A 16,615-nucleotide genomic window follows, 5' to 3' on the forward strand; every position below is an offset into this window, starting at 1 on the left:
GCCCAGGTGGTGACGAGGAGCCGCAGTGTTCCTAGCCTGGGACCATGACGAGCACCGAGAGCCGCTTCCGGCTGACCGATCTCCGCCTCCCCTTCGTGGGGGCCCCGATGGCCGGTGGGCCGTCGACCCCTGCGCTGGCCGCGGCGGTCACGGCTGCCGGCGGCCTGGGCTTCCTGGCGGCGGGCAACCGTCCCGTGGCGGGTGTCCGCGCGGACGTCGAGCAGGTCCGGGCGCTGACCGAGGGCCCCTTCGGGGTGAACCTCTTCGTCCCGCAGGCCGCGAACACCGCGGCGCCCGGGACGGCGGTCGACCCCGCCGTGCACCTGTCGGTCGCGGCCTACCGGGAGGCGCTGCAGGACACGGCCCACCGGTACGGGGTGGAGCTGCCGGACACGGACCCCGCCGACGACGACGGATGGGCGGCCAAGCTGGAGCTCGTCGAGGAGCTGCGGGTGCCGGTCGTCTCGTTCACCTTCGGGCTCCCCGCGGCCGCCGTGCTGGAGCGGCTCGCGGCGGTGGGCACCACGACGTCCGTCACGGTGACCTCGGTCCCGGAGGCCGAGGCCGCGGTGCGGGCCGGCGCCCGCCTGCTGACGGTCCAGGGCCCGGCCGCCGGCGGGCACCGGGGCACCCACCGCGCGGAGGACGTCCCGGGCGAGGAGCCTCTGGTGGAGCTCGTCGCCGCGGTCCGCGCCGCCGTGGCCGTCCCGATCGTCGCCGCGGGCGGCATCGCCTCCGCGGCGGCGGCGGACACAGCCCTGGCCGCCGGTGCGGACGCCGTCCAGATCGGCACGCTCCTGCTGCGCACGCACGAGGCGGGGACCTCCGCCGCGTACCGGGAGGCTCTCGGCTCGGGTCGCTACACGGAGACGGCCGTGACCCGGGCGTTCTCGGGCCGGCTGGCGCGCGGCGTGCGCAACGGTTTCATCGACCGCTTCTCCGATATTGCTCCAGCGGCATATCCGCAGGTCAACCAGCTGACCAAGCCCATTCGGGCGGCCGCGGCGCAGACCGGGGACCCCGAGGCCATCGCCCTGTGGGCCGGTCCGTCCTTCGCGGCCGCCCGGGAGGTCCCCGCCGCCGAGGTGGTGCGCGGAATCCTCCACGCCCCGTCCTGCTCCTGACAGCGGGGGCAGGACTCAGTTGAAGTCCTTCGGGTCCGAGCCGATCCGCCCGCCGTTGTCGAGGCCGCTGATCGCCTGGACGTCCTCGTCGTCCAGCCGGACGTCGAGAGCCGCGTAGTTCTCGCGGATCCGCTCCGGCGTGACGGTCTTGGGGAAGACCACGTTGCCGATCGCCAGGTGCCACGCGATGATGACCTGTCCCGGGGTGGCGCCGTGCTTGCGGGCGATCGAGCCGATCGCCGGATCCTGGAGCAGGTCGCCGCCCTGGCCCAGGGGGGACCACGCCTCGGTCAGGATGCCGTGGGAGGCGTTGAAGTCCCGCAGCGCGGCCTGGTTGAAGTAGGGGTGCAGCTCCACCTGGTTCACCACGGGGACCACGCCCGTCGCGTCGATGATCTCCTGCAGCTCCTCGCGCGGGAAGTTCGAGACGCCGATGGACCGGGCCTTGCCGCTGTCGCGGATCTCCTGGAGCGCCTTCCAGGTCTCCACGTACTTCCCGTGCTTCGGAGTGGGCCAGTGGATGAGGTACAGGTCGACGTACTCCAGGCCGAGCCGCTCCAGGGAGGCGTCGACGGCCTTCAGCGCGGAGTCGTGGCCGTGGTCGCCGTTCCACAGCTTGGTGGTCACGAAGATCTCGTCGCGCGGGAGGCCGCTGTTCGCGATCGCGCGGCCCACGCCCTCCTCGTTGCCGTAGATCATGGCGGTGTCGATGTGGCGGTAGCCGGCCTCGAGCGCCTGGCCCACCACGTCCTCCGCGATGTCGGCGTCGACCTGCCACACGCCGTAGCCGAGCTGCGGGATGGTCTTGCCGTCGTGCAGGGTGAGGACCGGGGACTGGGTCGTGGACTGGGTCATGGACCGTGCCTTTCGTGGGGAGACAGCCCGCGGGGGCTGACGGGGAGGGCCGGGAAGAAGTCACCCGCGCCCGGTGTCCGTCGATCAGTCTCCAGTTGTCGCCGCGCCCTGACAAGAAGGAAAGCGTGCTTTCTGCTCTCAGCAATCGGCATGCGGGGATCCGGCTGCGCTACGAGCCGGTCAGCGGCCGGTGCCCGCCGGCCGGGTCTGGGGGCGCCGGTCGTCCTGCGGGGGCAGGAGGCGGGGCAGCACCTCGGCGGAGCCGGCCCGGACGGTCCGGTCCGCGTGCGGGGTGAGCGCGGTGTCCTCGGGGTTGATCTCGACCACGGGCGTCCCGCGGCCGGCGGCGATCAGCGGCAGGGAGGCGGCGGGCTGCACGAGCCCGGACGTGCCCACGACGAGCACGAGGTCCGCCTCCGCCACGGCCGCGGCGGCCCGCTCCATGGCGCCCTCGGGCAGCGGCTCCCCGAACCACACGACCGCCGGCCGCACCGCCCCGCCGCAGGCGCGGCACACCGGAGGGCGCTCGCGGCCCGGTTCCCCGGGGTCGGGCGGTGCCTCCGGACCGGTGCCGGGTGCCAGTCCGGGGACGAGGCGTTCCGGGAACGGGGCGCCGCAGCCGGAGCAGCGGAACGCGAACAGGCTGCCGTGCAGGTGGGCGAGGACCGCCGAGCCCGCCCGTTCGTGGAGGTCGTCGACGTTCTGGGTGACCACGTGGACGCGGGCGCGGTCCGCCCACCGGGCGATCGCCCGGTGCCCGGCGTTGGGGCGGAGCCGGCGCAGCTGGCGGGCCCGCCAGAGGTACCAGGACCAGACGAGCTCGGGATCGGCCTCCCACGCCTCGGGGGTGGCCAGCTCCTCGGGGGACCAGCGGGCCCACAGGCCGGTGCCGGCGTCCCGGAAGGTGGGCACCCCGCTCTCCGCCGACATCCCGGCGCCGGAGAGCACGGTCACGGTGCGGGCGGAGCGCGCCAGCTCGAGCAGCTCGGGGTCGAGGTCGTCCATGCCGCCGACGGTATACGCACGGAGGCGCCCGGGCCAGGGTTCGCGCCCCGGGGCGGGAAACGCTCCAGCCCGTTGGTCGATCCGCACGCGCGCGTGGTGGAATGGAAACCATGAAGTTCAACGTCCAGCGCGTGCTGACCCCCGCCTATCTGACCTCCGTCGCCCTCGTCGTGGTCGGAGTGGTCCTCGCCCTGGCGTGGTACCCCAAGACGGCGTGGCTGTTCGTGCTCGCCGGCCTCGCGCTCAACGCGGTGGCCGTGTCCGTCACCGAGATCAACGACACCCCGCGCCGGCGTTCCTCCCACGCTCCGCTCGACGGTGACCGCGGTGGTGACCCGGACGGCGAGCTCGTCCGTGGCCGTGCCGACGACCTCGGCGACGTGCTCCCGCCCGAGGGGCCGGGACGCGGCACGCTCGTCGAGCCGGACGCCGAGACCGCCGCCACCCCCACCGTCCCGCACTCCGGCTCGAGCCCCCTGCGGAAGCGGCGTTGACTCCGCCACCGGCGGGACGGCGGCCGGACCGTGCGCGGAGGCGCCGCGGGCCGCTCTGCAGCTCCGCCGGAGTTGTGGTGGACGTCATGGTAAATTCGGGGCGATGACCAGCCCCAGGAACCGCGCCGACGACCTCGGCCGCGCCGTGCCACCGGGCCGCGTGCTGTCCACGGTGGTCCGGAGCGTCTCCAACGGGACGAACGGCTACGTCAGCTCCTGGGGGCCGCTGCTCTCCGGTTGCCCCCGGGACGCCTGAGCGCTTCGGCCGGGACACCGGCCGCCACGGCCGGCCAGTCGACGGCCGAGTCCACCTCGTTCCCATCCCACCGACCGGACGGTTGCCAGGCGTGTCTCTCCTGATCATTCTCGCTCTCACCGCACTGCTGTGCCCTGTGGCCGCCGTTCTGGGCCGCAAGGCGGGCCGCGAGGCCGGCTGGCCGCTCGCCGCGGGCCTGCTCGTGCTCGCCGGTGCGCTGGTCGCGGTGTGGAACGGCAGAGGAGACAGCGACGAGGTCTCCCAGCAGGTCCCGTGGATGCCGAGCCTGGGCGTGTCCTTCCACCTGCGGCTCGACGGACTGGGCCTGTTCTTCGGTCTCATCGTGCTGGTCATCGGCGCGGTGGTCCTCGGCTACTCGGCGCGCTATCTCGCCAAAGGTTCGCACAGCGCCTTCTACACCCTCATGACGTTCTTCGCGGCGGCGATGCTGGGGTTGGTCCTGGCCGACGACGTGGTCCTCCTGTTCGTGATGTGGGAGTTCACCACCCTGTGCTCCTTCCTGCTCATCGCCCGCTCGGGCCCGCACGCCAGGGACCCGGCGATCCGGACGTTCCTGGTGACCGTGGCCGGTGGACTGTGCCTGCTCGCAGCAGTGGTCGCCCTGTGGGTGGCCACCGGCACCACGCGCCTCAGCGCGATCCTCGTCGACGACGTGTGGTCCACGTCCCCGGGCTTCGCGGCGTTCGTGGCGGTGCTGATCGCCCTCGCGGGCTTCACCAAGTCCGCGCAGTTCCCCTTCCATGCCTGGTTGCCCGACGCCATGGTCGCGATCATCCCCGTGAGCGCCTACCTGCACGCCGCGGCAATGGTGAAGGCCGGCATCTACCTGATGCTGCGCTTCTCCACCGCGCTCAGCGAGGTGCCGGTGTGGAACGTCCTGCTCATCTCGGTGGGCCTGTTCACCGCCCTGATGGGCGCGGTGCTCGCGCTTCAGCGCCACGACCTCAAGGAGATGCTCGCCTACTCCACGGTCAGCCAGCTGGGCTTCCTGACGGCGACCATCGGCATCGGCACCTCCTACGCCGTGGTGGGGGCCGTGGTGCACGTGGCCGCCCACGCGCTGTTCAAGTCGGCGCTGTTCATGTCCGTGGGGGTCATCGACCACCAGGCCGGTACACGGGACATCCGCAAGCTTTCCGGGCTGGCGCGGACGATGCCCGTCACCGCCGTCGTCATGACCCTGGCGGCGGTCTCGATGGCGGGGGTCCCCCCGCTGTTCGGCTTCATCTCCAAGGAAGCCATGTTCAAGGCCATGGCCGAGAGCCCGGCACCCCCGGCGGCCGTGTGGCTCGTGGGCGCCGTGGCGGTCCTGGCCGCGTCCTTCACCTTCGCCTACTCGGCCCGGATGATCATCACGATCTTCCCCGGCCGTCCGGTGCAGGACCCGCCGAAGGAGGCTTCCGGCGCCTTCCTGGCACCCGTGGTGCTGGTCTCCGCGGCCGGTCTGGCGCTGGGACTGGCGGGCGTGCTGGCCGAGCCGCTGCTCGGTGCCGCCTCCGCATCCGTCGCCGGTCCCGACGCCGAGCCCCACCTGGGCCTGTGGCACGGCTTCGCCCCCGAGCTGTACATGTCCCTGGCGGTCTTCGCCCTCGGCGGCGCGCTCGTGCTGGCCCGAGGCAAGGTGGACCGGCTCCTGGACCGGAAGCTGTCGCCCATCACCGGGGTGGGCGCCGTCGAGGCGTTCCGCAACGGCTCCGTCGCCCTAGGCGAGCGGATCGGCGGCCTCACCCGCGCCGATGCCCCCTACCCGCACCTGGTCCCGCCCGCGGCCGTGCTGGTGCTGCTGACGGTGGTGGGCCTGTTCACGGTCGAGGTCCCGCCGTTGAACGGGAACGTGACGAACCCGCTGGACTGGGTCCTGCTCGGCGTGGTCCTGGTGGGGGTGCTCCTGGCCCTGGGCGTGCGCAGCCGGATCGCCCTCGTGACCATCATCGGCGTGGTGGGATTCGCCGTCGCGCTGTGGTTCTACGAGCTCGGCGCGGCCGACGTGGCGCTGACCCAGCTGCTCGTCGAGATCCTGACCGTGGTGGTGATCGTCCTGCTGCTCAACCGCCTGCCGTCCACCTTCCACCGCACGGGGAAGCGGCGGACGACCACGGCGGCCGTCGTCGCGGTCCTCTCGGGCGCCTCCGCCGCCGTGGCCACGTGGGCGCTCACCGGTCGCCGCGGGCTCTCCGACGCGGGGCAGTACTTCCTGACGGAGGGCGAGACGGAGACCGGCGGCACGAACGTGGTGAACACCATCCTTGTGGACTTCCGTGCCCTGGACACCCTCGGTGAGCTCACCGTGCTCGGCGTGGCCGGCATCGCGATCGTCGTGGCCCTGGAGTCGCGCGGTCTGCTGCCCAAGCTGCACAGCCCCATCACGGAGCCGCAGGGCTCCCCGATCAGCGGGGCCGAGGACAACACGATGACCCTGCGGGTCACCGACCGCCTGCTGGGCCCGGTGATCATCGCCCTGTCCCTTTTCTTCCTGCTCCGCGGGCACAACGACCCCGGAGGCGGCTTCATCTCCGCCCTCATCGGCGCCGCAGGCATCTCCCTCGTCTATTTCGCCGCCCAGGACGACCGGGTCAGCCGCCTCGGACTGCCCTACTTGAAGCTCATCGGCGCCGGGGTGGTCGTGGCGGTGGGGGTGGGCCTGCTGGGCCTGGCCGAGGGGTCCTTCCTCCGCCCGTTGCACTTCTACGTGCTCGACCTCCACATCACCACGGCGCTGATCTTCGACGTCGGCGTGTATCTCGCGGTGGTCGGCGTGATCCTCGCCGCGATCAGCCGCCTGGGCGTCGAGGAGAAGGAACCGCCGCCCCTCCGGAGGGTGGGCTCCACCGCGGTGCCGTCCCGGGGTCCCCAGGCGACCAGCACCACGGACGAGCCGCACCACCCCAGCACGGCGCCCCTGGACCTCAGCAGGATCCGGCTCCTCGACCGGACCTCCGGCCGACCGCCCGGGACGAACTCCGGAACCCCGGCCGACGACGCCGACCGACCCCGAGGAGACGATCTCTGATGGCACTCGCACTGACCGTGGGCGTGCTCATCGCGGGCGGCGTGTTCATGATGCTCCGGCGCGGCATGGTTCGCCTGATCATCGGCTTCGCCCTGCTCAGCCACGGTGTGAACCTGCTGATCATGGCCGCCGGCGGCGTGGACCGGCGGGGTGAGCCCCTGGGAGCCGACCCGGACCTCGCGACCACGGCGGATCCTCTGCCGCAGGCGTTCGTGCTGACGGCGATCGTCATCGCGTTCGCCATCACCATGTACATGCTCGTGCTCGCCGTGACCGGCGACGACGACGACGACACCGATCTCGAGCTCACCGGCCGGGAGATGGAGACCCCTGATCTGATGGACGACCCCGCAGACAGCGCCGGCACGCACGGCGGCGCACCCGAGGACCCGGACCCGGTGGGCATCCGACCGGAAGGGAGCCACGGGCGGGGTGGTCGCGCATGAGCGCGGACCTGATCTCGTTCTTCGTCATCGTCCCGCTGCTGGCCGCCGGTCTGCTGGTGCTCGCCGGGAACTCTCTGCGGATCGGCAAGGCGGGGCTGCTCGCCGTCCTCGGAGCGGACGTGGTGTGGGCGGGGTGGCTGGTGGCGACTCTCCTGGACGGCGGCACCGTGCTGGTCCATCGCATCGGGCTCTGGCCCTCCGGCATCGCCATCCCGTTCGCGGCCGACCTCTTCACCGCGCTGATGCTGACGGTGACCGGCTTCGTGACACTGGTCAGCGCCTGGTTCGGGGTGGTCTCCGGGCAGGCGGAGAAGCGCTACTTCGGGTCCCTGGTGCTCGTGCTCACCGCGGGCTTCAACGGGGCCCTGCTCACGGCGGACCTGTTCAACCTCTTCGTGTTCATCGAAGTCATGCTCCTGCCGTCCTACGCGCTGATCATCCTGGCCCACCGCGGCCGGGGACGGCTGATGCAGGTCACGTCCTCGCGGATCTACGTGAGCGTCAACCTGCTGGCCTCCACGATCCTCCTGGCGGGCGTGGGGCTGGTCTACGGCACGGCGGGCACCGTGAACATGGGCGAGCTGGCGGGCCGGGCGGCGGAGTCCACCGCTGTGGCGGTGTCCGTGGCCGTGGTCCTGTCCGCCCTCGCGATCAAGGCGGCCGTGGTGCCCGTGCACGGGTGGCTGGCGCGCACGTACCCCTTCATGTCACCGACCGTCACCGCGCTGTTCTCCGGGCTGCACACGAAGATCGCGATCTACGCGATCTACCGGATCTACGCCGTGATCTTCGACGGTGCGGAACGGTACTTGTGGATCGGGGTCGTGGTGTTCTCCGCCAGCATGGTGATCGGTGTTTTCGGTGCCGTGGGGGAGCGGGACGCGCGCGCGATCCTCGCCTACTCCACGGTGAGCCAGGTCGGCTACATCCTGCTGGGCGTCGCCCTGTTCGGGGCCGTGGGACTCACCGCGGGCATCTTCTACCTCCTGCACCACACGGTGGTGAAGGTGTCCCTGTTCCTGTCCACCGGCGCGGTGGAGATCGCCTACGGGCGGCAACCGCTGGGCGAGGTCACCGGCTTGCTCCGGCGGGAACCGCTCACCGCCGTGGTGTTCTTCGCCGCGGCCATGTCCCTGACCGGCATCCCGCCGTTCTCGGGGTTCGTGGCCAAGCTGTCGCTGGTCCTGGCCGCGTTCGAGGAGCAGCAGGTCGCGGTCGCCCTCGTGGCGGTCGGGGTCAGCCTGTTCACGCTGCTGTACACGCTCAAGATCTGGGGGAAGATGTTCCTGGGGAAACCGGAGGAGTCCTCGAGCGAGGTCGTCGCCGCCGTGGGCACGAAGGAGCGCCGCATCTCGCTGGGCCTCATCGCCCCCGCTCTCGTCCTGGCGGTCATCACCCTCGGCTTCGGTGTGGGCGGTGAGCTGCTGCTCGGCGTCTCGGCCGCGGCCGCCGACGGTCTCGTGGACACCAGCGCGTTCGTGGAGGCGGTGACCTCCTCGTGAAGTGGTTGACCTGGCCGTTCCGGTTGCTCGGCTTCCTGCTCTGGTACGCGTGGGAGCTGGTCCTGTCCAACGTCGCGGTGACGCAGGACGTGTTCACGCGCCGTCACCGCTCCTCGCCCATCGTGGTGCGCTATCGCACCCGGTGCCGCAGCGAGTTCGAGACCGTCCTGCTCAGCGTGCTCATCTCGCTGACGCCGGGCACATTGACCCTGGCCACCGTGGCCCGGCCCCGTGACGGCGCGGACGGCGCCGGTTCCGCCGGCGACGACGGGGACGCCCGCACGGAGGGCTACGACATCTTCGTGCACGCCATGTACTCGGAGGGACCGCAGGACGCCCGGTCGAGCCTGCAGGAGATGGAGACCCACATGCTGAACGGCATCCGACCGGGAGGTGCACCCCGATGATCGGCATCCTCTTCGGCGTGCTGGTGCTCGCCGTCTCCGTCCTAGTCGCCGGGGTGCGGATGTTCCGCGGCCCCAACGACGCGAACCGGGCCATCGCCTCCGACCTGCTGTTCTTCGCCGTGGTGGGCCTCATCGCCCTGTTCGGCGTCCTCGCGATGAGCCCCACGGTCTTCGACCTCGTTCTCATCGCGACCCTCGTGGGCTTCCTGGCGACCCTGTCCCTGTCCCGCGCACTGACCAAGGGGAGGCGATGACCGTGGAATTCGACCCGATCATGCACGACACCCTGTGGATGAGCGTCGTGGGGCAGGCGTTCATCGTCCTGGGCTCGCTGGTCTTCCTCACCGCCACGGTGGGGCTCATCCGACTCCCCGACCTCTACACCCGGTCCTCGGCGATCGCCACCGCCGCGGGCATCGGCGTCTCGTTCGTCCTCACCGGGGCGTTCTTCTTCCTGCCCGGCGTGGAGAACGCCGTGAAGCTGCTTGCCGCGGTGATCCTGCAGCTGGTCACGTCGGCCGTGGGCAGCATGGCGCTGGCGCGCTCCGGATACCTCATCGGCTCCGCGGTGTACTCCCCGACCCACCACAACGAGCTGGACGAGAGCGCCGGGGACGAGGTCGGCCGCTCCGGCGAGGACGTCAGGTCGTGACCGCCCGCGTTCGCAGCGTCAACGTGGGGCGGCCCGAGAGCAACGCCGCCAGGAGGAACCGGCCCACAGGCATCCGCAAGCGCCCCGTGGACGGTCCCGTGGAGGTTCGCGATCCGGGTCCGCGCAGGGGCGGCCCCGGCGCGGGCCTGGCCGGGGACTTCATCGGGGACGGCAAGCACCACGGAGGCACGGACCAGGCGGTGTACGCCTTCGCGCGCGAGGAGCTGGACTTCTGGGAGCAGCAGCTGGGGCAGGAGATCCCCGACGGCTCCTTCGGGGAGAACCTCACGCTCTCAGGCTTCGAGGTCGACGACGCGCGGCTGGGCGACGTCTGGCGGATCGGCGACGTGCTGCTGCAGGTCACGGACGCCCGGATCCCCTGCGGCACGTTCCGCGCGAGCATGGAGGTGCGCGGCTGGCTGCGCATCTTCACGGAGCGGGGCCGCTCCGGGGCCTACCTCAAGGTCCTGTCGCCGGGCACCGTGCGTGCGGGTCTGCCGGTCGAGCTCACCCGCCGCGCCGGGCACGGGGTGGGCGTGGTGGACGCCTTCCGGGTGCAGACCACGGAGCGGGACCGGCTGCCGGATCTGCTGCGGGCGGGGGAGGACCTGTGCGAGCAGCTCCGGCGGCGGGTCGAGAAGGCGCAGCGGGTGGTGGAGAGCCGCAGCGGGTGAGCCGCCGCGGCCTGCCGGGACGGCACGAACGCACTGCCGCGGCAGGACCGCACGGCGCGGGCCCGCCGCGGTGTCAGTTGAGGGCGGCGCCCCGGTAGACCTGCGCGACCTGCTGCTCGGAGAGCCGGGTGTCGATCACGGTGGTCCCCGCCGGGTCGTCCCGCAGGAACCGGACGGGACCGTGCGAGCCGACCTCCAGGAGGAGCGCGGCATGGGCGTCGTAGAGGGCCTCCACGGAGGTGCTGAAGCGGTCCCCCTGCACCGGGGTCACGGACAGCTCGAGCCGGGCGCGGACACGGCCGCCGCTCGTCGCGGCGTCCCCAGCGGTGTGGCCGGCGGTGTTCCCGGCGGCTCCCGCGTCCTCGGCGAACGGCTCGAGGTCGATTCCCCGGACGACGCCCACGCCGTGGTCCACGACGTTCGCCAGGCGTGCGCCCAGGCGGCCCTGCGCGGTCGCGAAGGCGCGCTTGAGCCGGGCCGTCCACCACAGGGCCGTGGCCACGAGCACCACCGCGATGAGCGCGAGGAGCACCGCCGAGCCGGACCGGGACCACTGCTGCCACAGCAGGACCACGGCGAGCGCGGTCAGCACCGGGACCACGAGCAGCAGCGACATGCCCAGGCGCTCGCCCAGGGAGGGACGGTCGGGCGCCCCGTCGTCGCCGCGGGCGGTGCGCAGCCGCCGCATGACCTGGACGTCGAAGTCGCGATCGTCCGCGGGTACGGGCCGGGGCCAGGTGCCGAGGGAGTCCATGGGTTCCATTATGGGGCGAGCCCGGCGGACGCGTTCCCATGAAGCGTCAAGGACCGGCTCGTAGGATCGGGCCCATGACGCAGACCCGATGGCTGTCCCCCGAGGAGCGCGAGGCCTGGCTGGCGCTCGTCTCCATCATGTTCACGCTGCCCGGCAGCATTGAGTCCCAGCTGCAGGCGGAGGCGGACCTCAGCCTCGCCGAGTACCTGGTGCTCGCGATGCTCTCCGAGGCGCCCGACCGGCGGCGGCGCATGTCGGACCTCGCGGTGGCCACCAACACTTCCCAGTCCCGGCTGTCCCGGATCGTCGCGCGCCTCGAGCGCGACGGCCTCGTGGTGCGCGCCGGCGGCGAGCAGGACAAGCGGGTGGTGCTCGCCGAGATCACCGACCGCGGCCTGGAGCGGGTCGAGCAGGTGGCCCCGGGCCACGTGGAGCACGTCCGGCGGACGGTGATCGACCGGCTGACGCCCGTCCAGGTCCAGCAGCTTGCGCTCATCGGCCGCATGGTCGACGACGCCGCGGCCGGCCCCACGGCTCGAGGACTGGCCTCCGACCAGCCGTGACGCCGTGGACACTCCGACAAGAAGATTGTCAGGGAAAGTAAAATTGCGCTACAGTCATGACATGTCCACAACTCAGACGCCTCAGCGCACCGCCGCCCCCGCCGGGTTCTCCGCGGACTCCTCCGCCGCGACCCTCGGCCTGACCGTCCTGCGCGTCGTCCTCGGTGCCACGTTCCTCCTGCACGGCTGGCAGAAGGTCACCGAGTGGACCATCGCCGGCACCCAGGCCTCCTTCGCCCAGATGGGCGTCCCGGCGGCCGAGCTCGCGGCGCCGGCCGTCGCCGTGCTCGAGCTCGTGGGCGGGCTGCTGCTCGTCCTGGGCCTCGGCACCCGCGTGGTCGCCGTCCTGCTGGCCCTGACCATGCTGGGCGCCCTCGTGCTCGTGCACCTGCCCGCAGGCTTCTTCGCCGCCGACGGCGGGGTCGAGCTCGTCCTGCTGCTCGCTGCCGCAGCCGCCCTCTTCGCTCTGGCCGGTGCCGGCCGCTGGTCGCTGGACCACCTGATCGCCGCCAAGCGCCGGTCCGCCGCCCGGGCCTGACCCCGCCAGAGCGCTCCTGAGGCCCCGTCCCGGAAACCGTCCGGCACCGGAGCGACCAGCCCCCGCCCGCAGCAGCCTGCGGCGCGGGGGCTCGTCGTCGTCCCCTGGCGGAGCCCCGCCGGAGTCCCGTCGGGGTCCGCGGCGGGCGCGCGCGGACGTGTCGGCGCGGACGCGTAAAATCGTCCCCGGTGCGGCGCGCACGACCACCACGGTGCCGCGCCGGATCCAGCGCGGGTGATCCCCGCAGATCGGGGTTGGCCGCATGAGCATGCAGAACTCGCCGTACATGGTGCTGTGGCGCACTGTCCAGGGCCAGGAGGTCAAGGGCCGGAAGATCGACCGGGGCACGCTCCGGCGCATCGTCTCCTTCGCGCGCCCGCACAAGGCGAGGCTCACGGTGTTCCTGGTCGTCTCGGTGCTCACGGCCCTGCTCGGCGTGGTCACCCCCATCCTGGCCGGTGACGTGGTCCGTGCGATCAACGCCGGGGACGAGGTCTCCGTGGTGGTCTGGCTCGCGGTGGCCATCGCCGTCGTGGCGGTCGTGGACGCCGGGCTGAACGTCCTCAACCGCTGGCTCTCCTCCCTGATCGGCGAGGGGCTCATCCTGGACCTGCGCACCGCCGTCTACGAGCACGTGCAGCGGATGCCGATCGCCTTCTTCACCCGCACGCGCACCGGGGCCCTGGTCTCCCGGCTCAACAACGACGTGATCGGCGCCCAGCGGGCGTTCGCCAACACGCTCTCCGGCGTGGTGAGCAACATCGTCTCCCTGATCCTGACCGTGATCGTCATGGTCTCGATCTCGTGGCAGGTCACCGCGCTGTCCGTGCTCCTGCTGCCGATCTTCCTGGTCCCGGCCCGGGCCATGGGCGGGCGCCTGGCGAACCTCCAGCGCGAGGCGGCCCAGCACAACGCGTCCATGTCCACGCAGATGACCGAACGGTTCTCCGCCGGCGGTGCCACCCTGGTCAAGCTCTTCGGCCGGCCCGACGCCGAGGCCGCGGAGTTCGCCCGCCGCGCCGGCCGCGTCCGGGACATCGGTGTGCGGGTGGCGATGCTGCAGACCGTGTTCGTCACCGCCCTGACGCTGGTCTCCGCGCTCGCCCTGGCCCTCGTCTACGGGCTCGGCGGCGCGCAGGCGATCCTCGGCAACCTGGACGCGGGCGCAGTCGTGACCCTCGCCCTGCTGCTCACCCGGCTGTACACCCCGCTGACGATGCTCGCGAACGCCCGGATGGACGTCATGAGTGCCGTGGTGAGCTTCGAGCGGGTCTTCGAGATCCTCGACCTCGTCCCCCTGATCCAGGAGCGGCCCGGGGCGCGGTCGCTGCCCGCCGGGCCCGCGTCGGTGGAGTTCGACGACGTCCGGTTCGCCTACCCCTCCGCCGAGGAGGTCTCGCTGGCCTCGCTCGAGGACGTCGCGGTGCTCGACGGCCGGGGCGGCGAGGAGGTGCTCCACGGCGTCGGCTTCACCGTCCTGCCGGGGCAGACGGTGGCCCTCGTCGGCTCCTCCGGCGCGGGCAAGTCGACCATCGCCCAGCTCGTGGCCCGGCTCTACGACGTCACCTCGGGGGCCGTCCGGATCGGGGGCACGGACGTGCGGGACGCCACCTTCGCCTCGCTGCGGGAGACCATCGGGATGGTGACCCAGGACGGGCACCTGTTCCACGAGTCGATCCGGGACAACCTCGCCCTCGTGCGGCCGGAGGCCACGGACGAGCAGCTGTGGGACGCCCTCGCCCGGGCCCGCATGGAGCACGTGATCCGCTCCCTCCCGGACGGGCTGGACACCGTGGTGGGCGAGCGCGGCTACCGGCTCTCCGGCGGCGAGCGGCAGCGGCTGACCATCGCCCGCCTGCTGCTCGCGGCCCCGCGCGTGGTGATCCTCGACGAGGCCACGTCGGCGCTGGACTCCACCAACGAGGCCTACGTCCAGGCGGCGCTGGGCGAGGCGATGGAGGGGCGCACCGCCCTGGTCATCGCCCACCGGCTCTCGACCATCCGCTCCGCCGACCAGATCCTGGTGGTCGAGGACGGCCGGATCGTGGAGCGCGGCCGGCACGCCGAGCTCCTCGCCGTGAGCGGGCGCTACGCCGAGCTCTACGAGACGCAGTTCGCGGACCAGGAGGTCTGACCCGTGCTCGACGACGCCGTGGCACGCCTCGGCGTGGACGCCCCCGGAGCGCTGGTGGTGATGGCCTCGGCCGTGGGGATCTACCTGGCGTTCCTGGTCATGGTGCGGCTCCTCGGGCAGCGCGTGCTGTCCCGGCTGTCGACCTTCGACGCGGTCGTGGTGGTCATGCTCGGTGCCGTCGCCGGGCGTGCGGTCCTGGGGGACACGCCCACTCTGGCCGCGGGCGTGCTGGGGCTCGGCACGCTGTTCGCCCTCGAGGCGGGTTTCGGCCGGCTCCGCGCGGGGATCCGCGTTGCCGCGCTGATGAACAACCGGGCGGTGCTGCTGATGGCCGGCGAACGGGTGCTCGAGGCCAACCTCCGCCGGGTCCACGTGGTGGAGTCCGAGCTCTTCGGCGCCCTGCGGCGCGCGGGCGTGCGCAGCCCTGACGAGGTCGCGTGCGTGGTCTTCGAGGCCGCCGGCACGATCAGCGTCCTCCGGCGCGGCAGGCCGGTCGACCCCCGGCTGCTCGAGGGCGTCCGGGACGCCCACCTGGTCCCGGCGGACCTCCTGCGGGAGCCGGACGGCAACTGAGGACTGCCTCACGTCCCCACCGGTGCCCCTCCCCGTGGGGGGACCGCGCCGCGCAGCCCTCGAGGGTGCATCGATCCGGGCCGTCCGGACAGGACCGCCCGAGCCGGCGGGCTCAGCGTCTCGCGGTCAGCACTCCACCACATTGACGGCGAGTCCGCCCAGGGCGGTCTCCTTGTACTTGTGGCTCATGTCCTTGCCGGTCTCGCGCATGGTCACGATGACCTCGTCGAGGCTGACCCGGTGGGTGCCGTCGCCCCACATCGCCATCTTGGCGGCGTTGATCGCCTTGGCCGCGGCGATCGCGTTGCGCTCGATGCAGGGGATCTGCACCAGTCCGCCGATGGGGTCACAGGTCAGCCCGAGGTTGTGCTCCATGGCGATCTCCGCGGCGTTCTCCACCTGCGCCGGCGTCCCATCCAGGACCTCGGCGAGACCGGCGGCGGCCATCGAGGACGCGGAGCCGACCTCGCCCTGGCAGCCGACCTCGGCCCCGGAGATCGAGGCCTGCTCCTTGTAGAGCACCCCGACCGCCCCGGCCGTGAGCAGGAAGCGGACCACGATGTCGCGCCTGGCCGCCGCGAGCGCCTCGGGGCCCTCCGCGGCGGCGGCCCGGGCGGCCGGGGAGTAGTGGGTGGCGTAGAAGAGCACCGCCGGGATGATGCCGGCCGCACCGTTGGTGGGGGCGGTGACCACGCGCCCGCCGGAGGCGTTCTCCTCGTTGACCGCCAGGGCCACGAGGTTCACCCACTCCGGCCAGAAGCCGGGGTCACGGTCCGGGTCCTCGGTGCGCAGGCGCCGGTGCCAGCCGGGGGCGCGGCGGGCGACGTTCAGCCCGCCCGGCAGCGGGCCGGTGCGCCGGAGGCTGGAGTCCTTGCACTCCTCCATCACGGTCCAGATGTGCAGCAGCTGCTCCCGGATCTCGTCCTCGCCGCGCCAGGTCCTCTCGTTGGCGAGCATCACGCCGCTGATCGGCATGCCGGTGCGCTCGCAGTGGGCCAGCAGCTGCTCGGCGGTGCGGAAGGGGTGGGGCACCTGGGCGCTGGCGGCGTCCAGCTCGGCCGCGGCGGCGTCCTCCTCGCCCTCGCGGACGATGAACCCGCCGCCCACGGAGAACCAGGTCTCCTCGGCCAGCACGGCGCCGGAGGCGTCCAGGGCCTGGAAGCGCATGCCGTTGGTGTGCCGCTCCAGGACGGTCAGCGGGTGCTGCACCATGTCCTCGACCCGGTAGGGGAGGTCCGCACGGTGGCCGAGGGCCGCGCACAGCCGCAGCGTCCCGGTGGCGGCGAGGTCCGCGAGCCGCTCTTCCACCTCGTCGGGAAGGACCGTCTCGGGGTCGTAGCCCTCCAGGCCGAGCAGGATCGCGGTGAAGGTGCCGTGACCGCGGCCCGTCGCGGCCAGTGACCCGTAGACGTCCACGTGTAGGTCCGCGGTGCGCTCCAGCAGCCCGCCCCCGGTCAGGGTCTCGGCGAAGCGCCGCGCGGCGCGCATGGGTCCGACGGTGTGGGAGCTCGAGGGGCCGATGCCCACGGTGAACAGTTCGAAGACGCTGATGGCCATGACGGTGATGCTCCCAAGGAGGTGGTGCCCCGGTGCGGGACGGCGGTGGG

At 72.4% G+C, this 16,615-nt stretch carries 18 protein-coding genes; 14 read left to right on the plus strand and 4 right to left on the minus strand.

Annotated features, from left to right (window positions below; genetic code table 11):
* The first annotated feature begins 44 nt into the window (after positions 1-44).
* Positions 45-1,124: a nitronate monooxygenase gene (locus ACFYE1_RS02585; RefSeq protein ID WP_387739636.1), complete on the plus strand. Its 1,080-nt coding sequence runs from the start codon at positions 45-47 to the stop codon at positions 1,122-1,124.
* Positions 1,125-1,139: 15 nt separating this feature from the next.
* Here ACFYE1_RS02585 and ACFYE1_RS02590 read toward each other — a convergent pair whose 3' ends face one another.
* Together ACFYE1_RS02590 and ACFYE1_RS02595 are read right to left on the minus strand one after the other, a co-directional pair.
* A complete protein-coding gene (locus tag ACFYE1_RS02590) occupies positions 1,140-1,979 on the minus strand; it encodes an aldo/keto reductase (RefSeq protein ID WP_387739638.1) in 840 nt (279 codons plus the stop codon).
* A gap of 180 nt (positions 1,980-2,159) precedes the next feature.
* On the minus strand, positions 2,160-2,984 hold the full coding sequence (locus tag ACFYE1_RS02595; RefSeq protein ID WP_387739639.1) for an SIR2 family NAD-dependent protein deacylase: 825 nt from the start codon (positions 2,982-2,984) through the stop codon (positions 2,160-2,162).
* 110 nt (positions 2,985-3,094) lie between these two features.
* Here ACFYE1_RS02595 and ACFYE1_RS02600 point away from each other — a divergent pair, with 110 nt between their 5' ends.
* The 9 genes from ACFYE1_RS02600 to ACFYE1_RS02640 all read left to right on the plus strand — a co-directional run bounded on the left by ACFYE1_RS02600 (position 3,095) and on the right by ACFYE1_RS02640 (position 10,446).
* The gene (locus tag ACFYE1_RS02600) at positions 3,095-3,478 is read left to right on the plus strand and encodes a hypothetical protein (protein ID WP_387739641.1); all 384 of its coding nucleotides are present in this window, start codon (positions 3,095-3,097) and stop codon (positions 3,476-3,478) included.
* Positions 3,479-3,581: 103 nt separating this feature from the next.
* Positions 3,582-3,734 carry a hypothetical protein gene (locus ACFYE1_RS02605; protein WP_387739643.1) on the plus strand — a complete coding sequence of 51 codons (153 nt, stop codon included), beginning with the start codon at positions 3,582-3,584 and terminating at the stop codon, positions 3,732-3,734.
* A gap of 91 nt (positions 3,735-3,825) precedes the next feature.
* Positions 3,826-6,765 (plus strand): DUF4040 family protein, encoded by a 2,940-nt coding sequence (locus ACFYE1_RS02610; RefSeq protein ID WP_387739646.1) that lies wholly within the window; start codon positions 3,826-3,828, stop codon positions 6,763-6,765.
* On the plus strand, positions 6,765-7,211 hold the full coding sequence (locus tag ACFYE1_RS02615; protein WP_387739648.1) for a sodium:proton antiporter: 447 nt from the start codon (positions 6,765-6,767) through the stop codon (positions 7,209-7,211). Before ACFYE1_RS02610 ends, ACFYE1_RS02615 begins: the two co-directional genes overlap by 1 nt.
* Complete coding sequence (locus ACFYE1_RS02620) at positions 7,208-8,713, plus strand: monovalent cation/H+ antiporter subunit D family protein (protein WP_387739651.1); 1,506 nt, start codon at positions 7,208-7,210, stop codon at positions 8,711-8,713. The genes ACFYE1_RS02615 and ACFYE1_RS02620 overlap by 4 nt, the downstream gene beginning before the upstream one ends.
* On the plus strand, positions 8,710-9,120 hold the full coding sequence (locus tag ACFYE1_RS02625; protein ID WP_387739653.1) for a Na+/H+ antiporter subunit E: 411 nt from the start codon (positions 8,710-8,712) through the stop codon (positions 9,118-9,120). The genes ACFYE1_RS02620 and ACFYE1_RS02625 overlap by 4 nt, the downstream gene beginning before the upstream one ends.
* Positions 9,117-9,374, plus strand: a complete 258-nt coding sequence (locus ACFYE1_RS02630; protein WP_387739656.1) for a monovalent cation/H+ antiporter complex subunit F — start codon at positions 9,117-9,119, stop codon at positions 9,372-9,374. Before ACFYE1_RS02625 ends, ACFYE1_RS02630 begins: the two co-directional genes overlap by 4 nt.
* Entirely contained in the window at positions 9,371-9,772 is a 402-nt protein-coding gene (locus tag ACFYE1_RS02635) for a cation:proton antiporter (RefSeq protein ID WP_387739658.1), read from the plus strand. Before ACFYE1_RS02630 ends, ACFYE1_RS02635 begins: the two co-directional genes overlap by 4 nt.
* Positions 9,769-10,446 carry an MOSC domain-containing protein gene (locus ACFYE1_RS02640; protein ID WP_387739661.1) on the plus strand — a complete coding sequence of 226 codons (678 nt, stop codon included), beginning with the start codon at positions 9,769-9,771 and terminating at the stop codon, positions 10,444-10,446. Before ACFYE1_RS02635 ends, ACFYE1_RS02640 begins: the two co-directional genes overlap by 4 nt.
* Positions 10,447-10,519: 73 nt before the next feature.
* On the opposite strand, the gene ACFYE1_RS02645 is transcribed toward ACFYE1_RS02640, so the two are convergent.
* A complete protein-coding gene (locus ACFYE1_RS02645; protein ID WP_387739663.1) occupies positions 10,520-11,200 on the minus strand; it encodes a hypothetical protein in 681 nt (226 codons plus the stop codon).
* Positions 11,201-11,274: 74 nt separating this feature from the next.
* Here ACFYE1_RS02645 and ACFYE1_RS02650 point away from each other — a divergent pair, with 74 nt between their 5' ends.
* The 4 genes from ACFYE1_RS02650 to ACFYE1_RS02665 all read left to right on the plus strand — a co-directional run bounded on the left by ACFYE1_RS02650 (position 11,275) and on the right by ACFYE1_RS02665 (position 15,008).
* Positions 11,275-11,763, plus strand: a complete 489-nt coding sequence (locus tag ACFYE1_RS02650) for a MarR family winged helix-turn-helix transcriptional regulator (RefSeq protein WP_387739665.1) — start codon at positions 11,275-11,277, stop codon at positions 11,761-11,763.
* 61 nt (positions 11,764-11,824) lie between these two features.
* Positions 11,825-12,301, plus strand: a complete 477-nt coding sequence (locus tag ACFYE1_RS02655) for a DoxX family protein (protein ID WP_387739668.1) — start codon at positions 11,825-11,827, stop codon at positions 12,299-12,301.
* 286 nt (positions 12,302-12,587) lie between these two features.
* Entirely contained in the window at positions 12,588-14,435 is a 1,848-nt protein-coding gene (locus ACFYE1_RS02660) for an ABC transporter ATP-binding protein (RefSeq protein WP_387739911.1), read from the plus strand.
* Positions 14,436-14,495: 60 nt separating this feature from the next.
* A complete protein-coding gene (locus ACFYE1_RS02665) occupies positions 14,496-15,008 on the plus strand; it encodes a DUF421 domain-containing protein (protein ID WP_449274633.1) in 513 nt (170 codons plus the stop codon).
* A gap of 126 nt (positions 15,009-15,134) precedes the next feature.
* Here the strand turns inward: ACFYE1_RS02665 and ACFYE1_RS02670 are convergent, their stop codons facing one another.
* The gene (locus ACFYE1_RS02670; protein WP_387739672.1) at positions 15,135-16,565 is read right to left on the minus strand and encodes an L-serine ammonia-lyase; all 1,431 of its coding nucleotides are present in this window, start codon (positions 16,563-16,565) and stop codon (positions 15,135-15,137) included.
* Positions 16,566-16,615: the final 50 nt, after the last annotated feature.

It is taken from the genome of Kocuria nitroreducens, from assembly GCF_042879195.1.
GTDB lineage: Bacteria > Actinomycetota > Actinomycetes > Actinomycetales > Micrococcaceae > Kocuria > Kocuria nitroreducens.

What these genes read in the sequence shown, in the direction of transcription:
- ACFYE1_RS02585 (WP_387739636.1), top strand. Translation starts at nt 45, where the DNA reads ATGACGAGCACCGAGAGCCGCTTCCGGCTGACCGATCTCCGCCTCCCC.
- ACFYE1_RS02590 (WP_387739638.1), bottom strand. Translation starts at nt 1,979, where the DNA reads ATGACCCAGTCCACGACCCAGTCCCCGGTCCTCACCCTGCACGACGGC.
- ACFYE1_RS02595 (WP_387739639.1), bottom strand. Translation starts at nt 2,984, where the DNA reads ATGGACGACCTCGACCCCGAGCTGCTCGAGCTGGCGCGCTCCGCCCGC.
- ACFYE1_RS02600 (WP_387739641.1), top strand. Translation starts at nt 3,095, where the DNA reads ATGAAGTTCAACGTCCAGCGCGTGCTGACCCCCGCCTATCTGACCTCC.
- ACFYE1_RS02605 (WP_387739643.1), top strand. Translation starts at nt 3,582, where the DNA reads ATGACCAGCCCCAGGAACCGCGCCGACGACCTCGGCCGCGCCGTGCCA.
- ACFYE1_RS02615 (WP_387739648.1), top strand. Translation starts at nt 6,765, where the DNA reads ATGGCACTCGCACTGACCGTGGGCGTGCTCATCGCGGGCGGCGTGTTC.
- ACFYE1_RS02620 (WP_387739651.1), top strand. Translation starts at nt 7,208, where the DNA reads ATGAGCGCGGACCTGATCTCGTTCTTCGTCATCGTCCCGCTGCTGGCC.
- ACFYE1_RS02630 (WP_387739656.1), top strand. Translation starts at nt 9,117, where the DNA reads ATGATCGGCATCCTCTTCGGCGTGCTGGTGCTCGCCGTCTCCGTCCTA.
- ACFYE1_RS02635 (WP_387739658.1), top strand. Translation starts at nt 9,371, where the DNA reads ATGACCGTGGAATTCGACCCGATCATGCACGACACCCTGTGGATGAGC.
- ACFYE1_RS02645 (WP_387739663.1), bottom strand. Translation starts at nt 11,200, where the DNA reads ATGGACTCCCTCGGCACCTGGCCCCGGCCCGTACCCGCGGACGATCGC.
- ACFYE1_RS02650 (WP_387739665.1), top strand. Translation starts at nt 11,275, where the DNA reads ATGACGCAGACCCGATGGCTGTCCCCCGAGGAGCGCGAGGCCTGGCTG.
- ACFYE1_RS02655 (WP_387739668.1), top strand. Translation starts at nt 11,825, where the DNA reads ATGTCCACAACTCAGACGCCTCAGCGCACCGCCGCCCCCGCCGGGTTC.
- ACFYE1_RS02660 (WP_387739911.1), top strand. Translation starts at nt 12,588, where the DNA reads ATGGTGCTGTGGCGCACTGTCCAGGGCCAGGAGGTCAAGGGCCGGAAG.
- ACFYE1_RS02665 (WP_449274633.1), top strand. Translation starts at nt 14,496, where the DNA reads ATGGCCTCGGCCGTGGGGATCTACCTGGCGTTCCTGGTCATGGTGCGG.
- ACFYE1_RS02670 (WP_387739672.1), bottom strand. Translation starts at nt 16,565, where the DNA reads ATGGCCATCAGCGTCTTCGAACTGTTCACCGTGGGCATCGGCCCCTCG.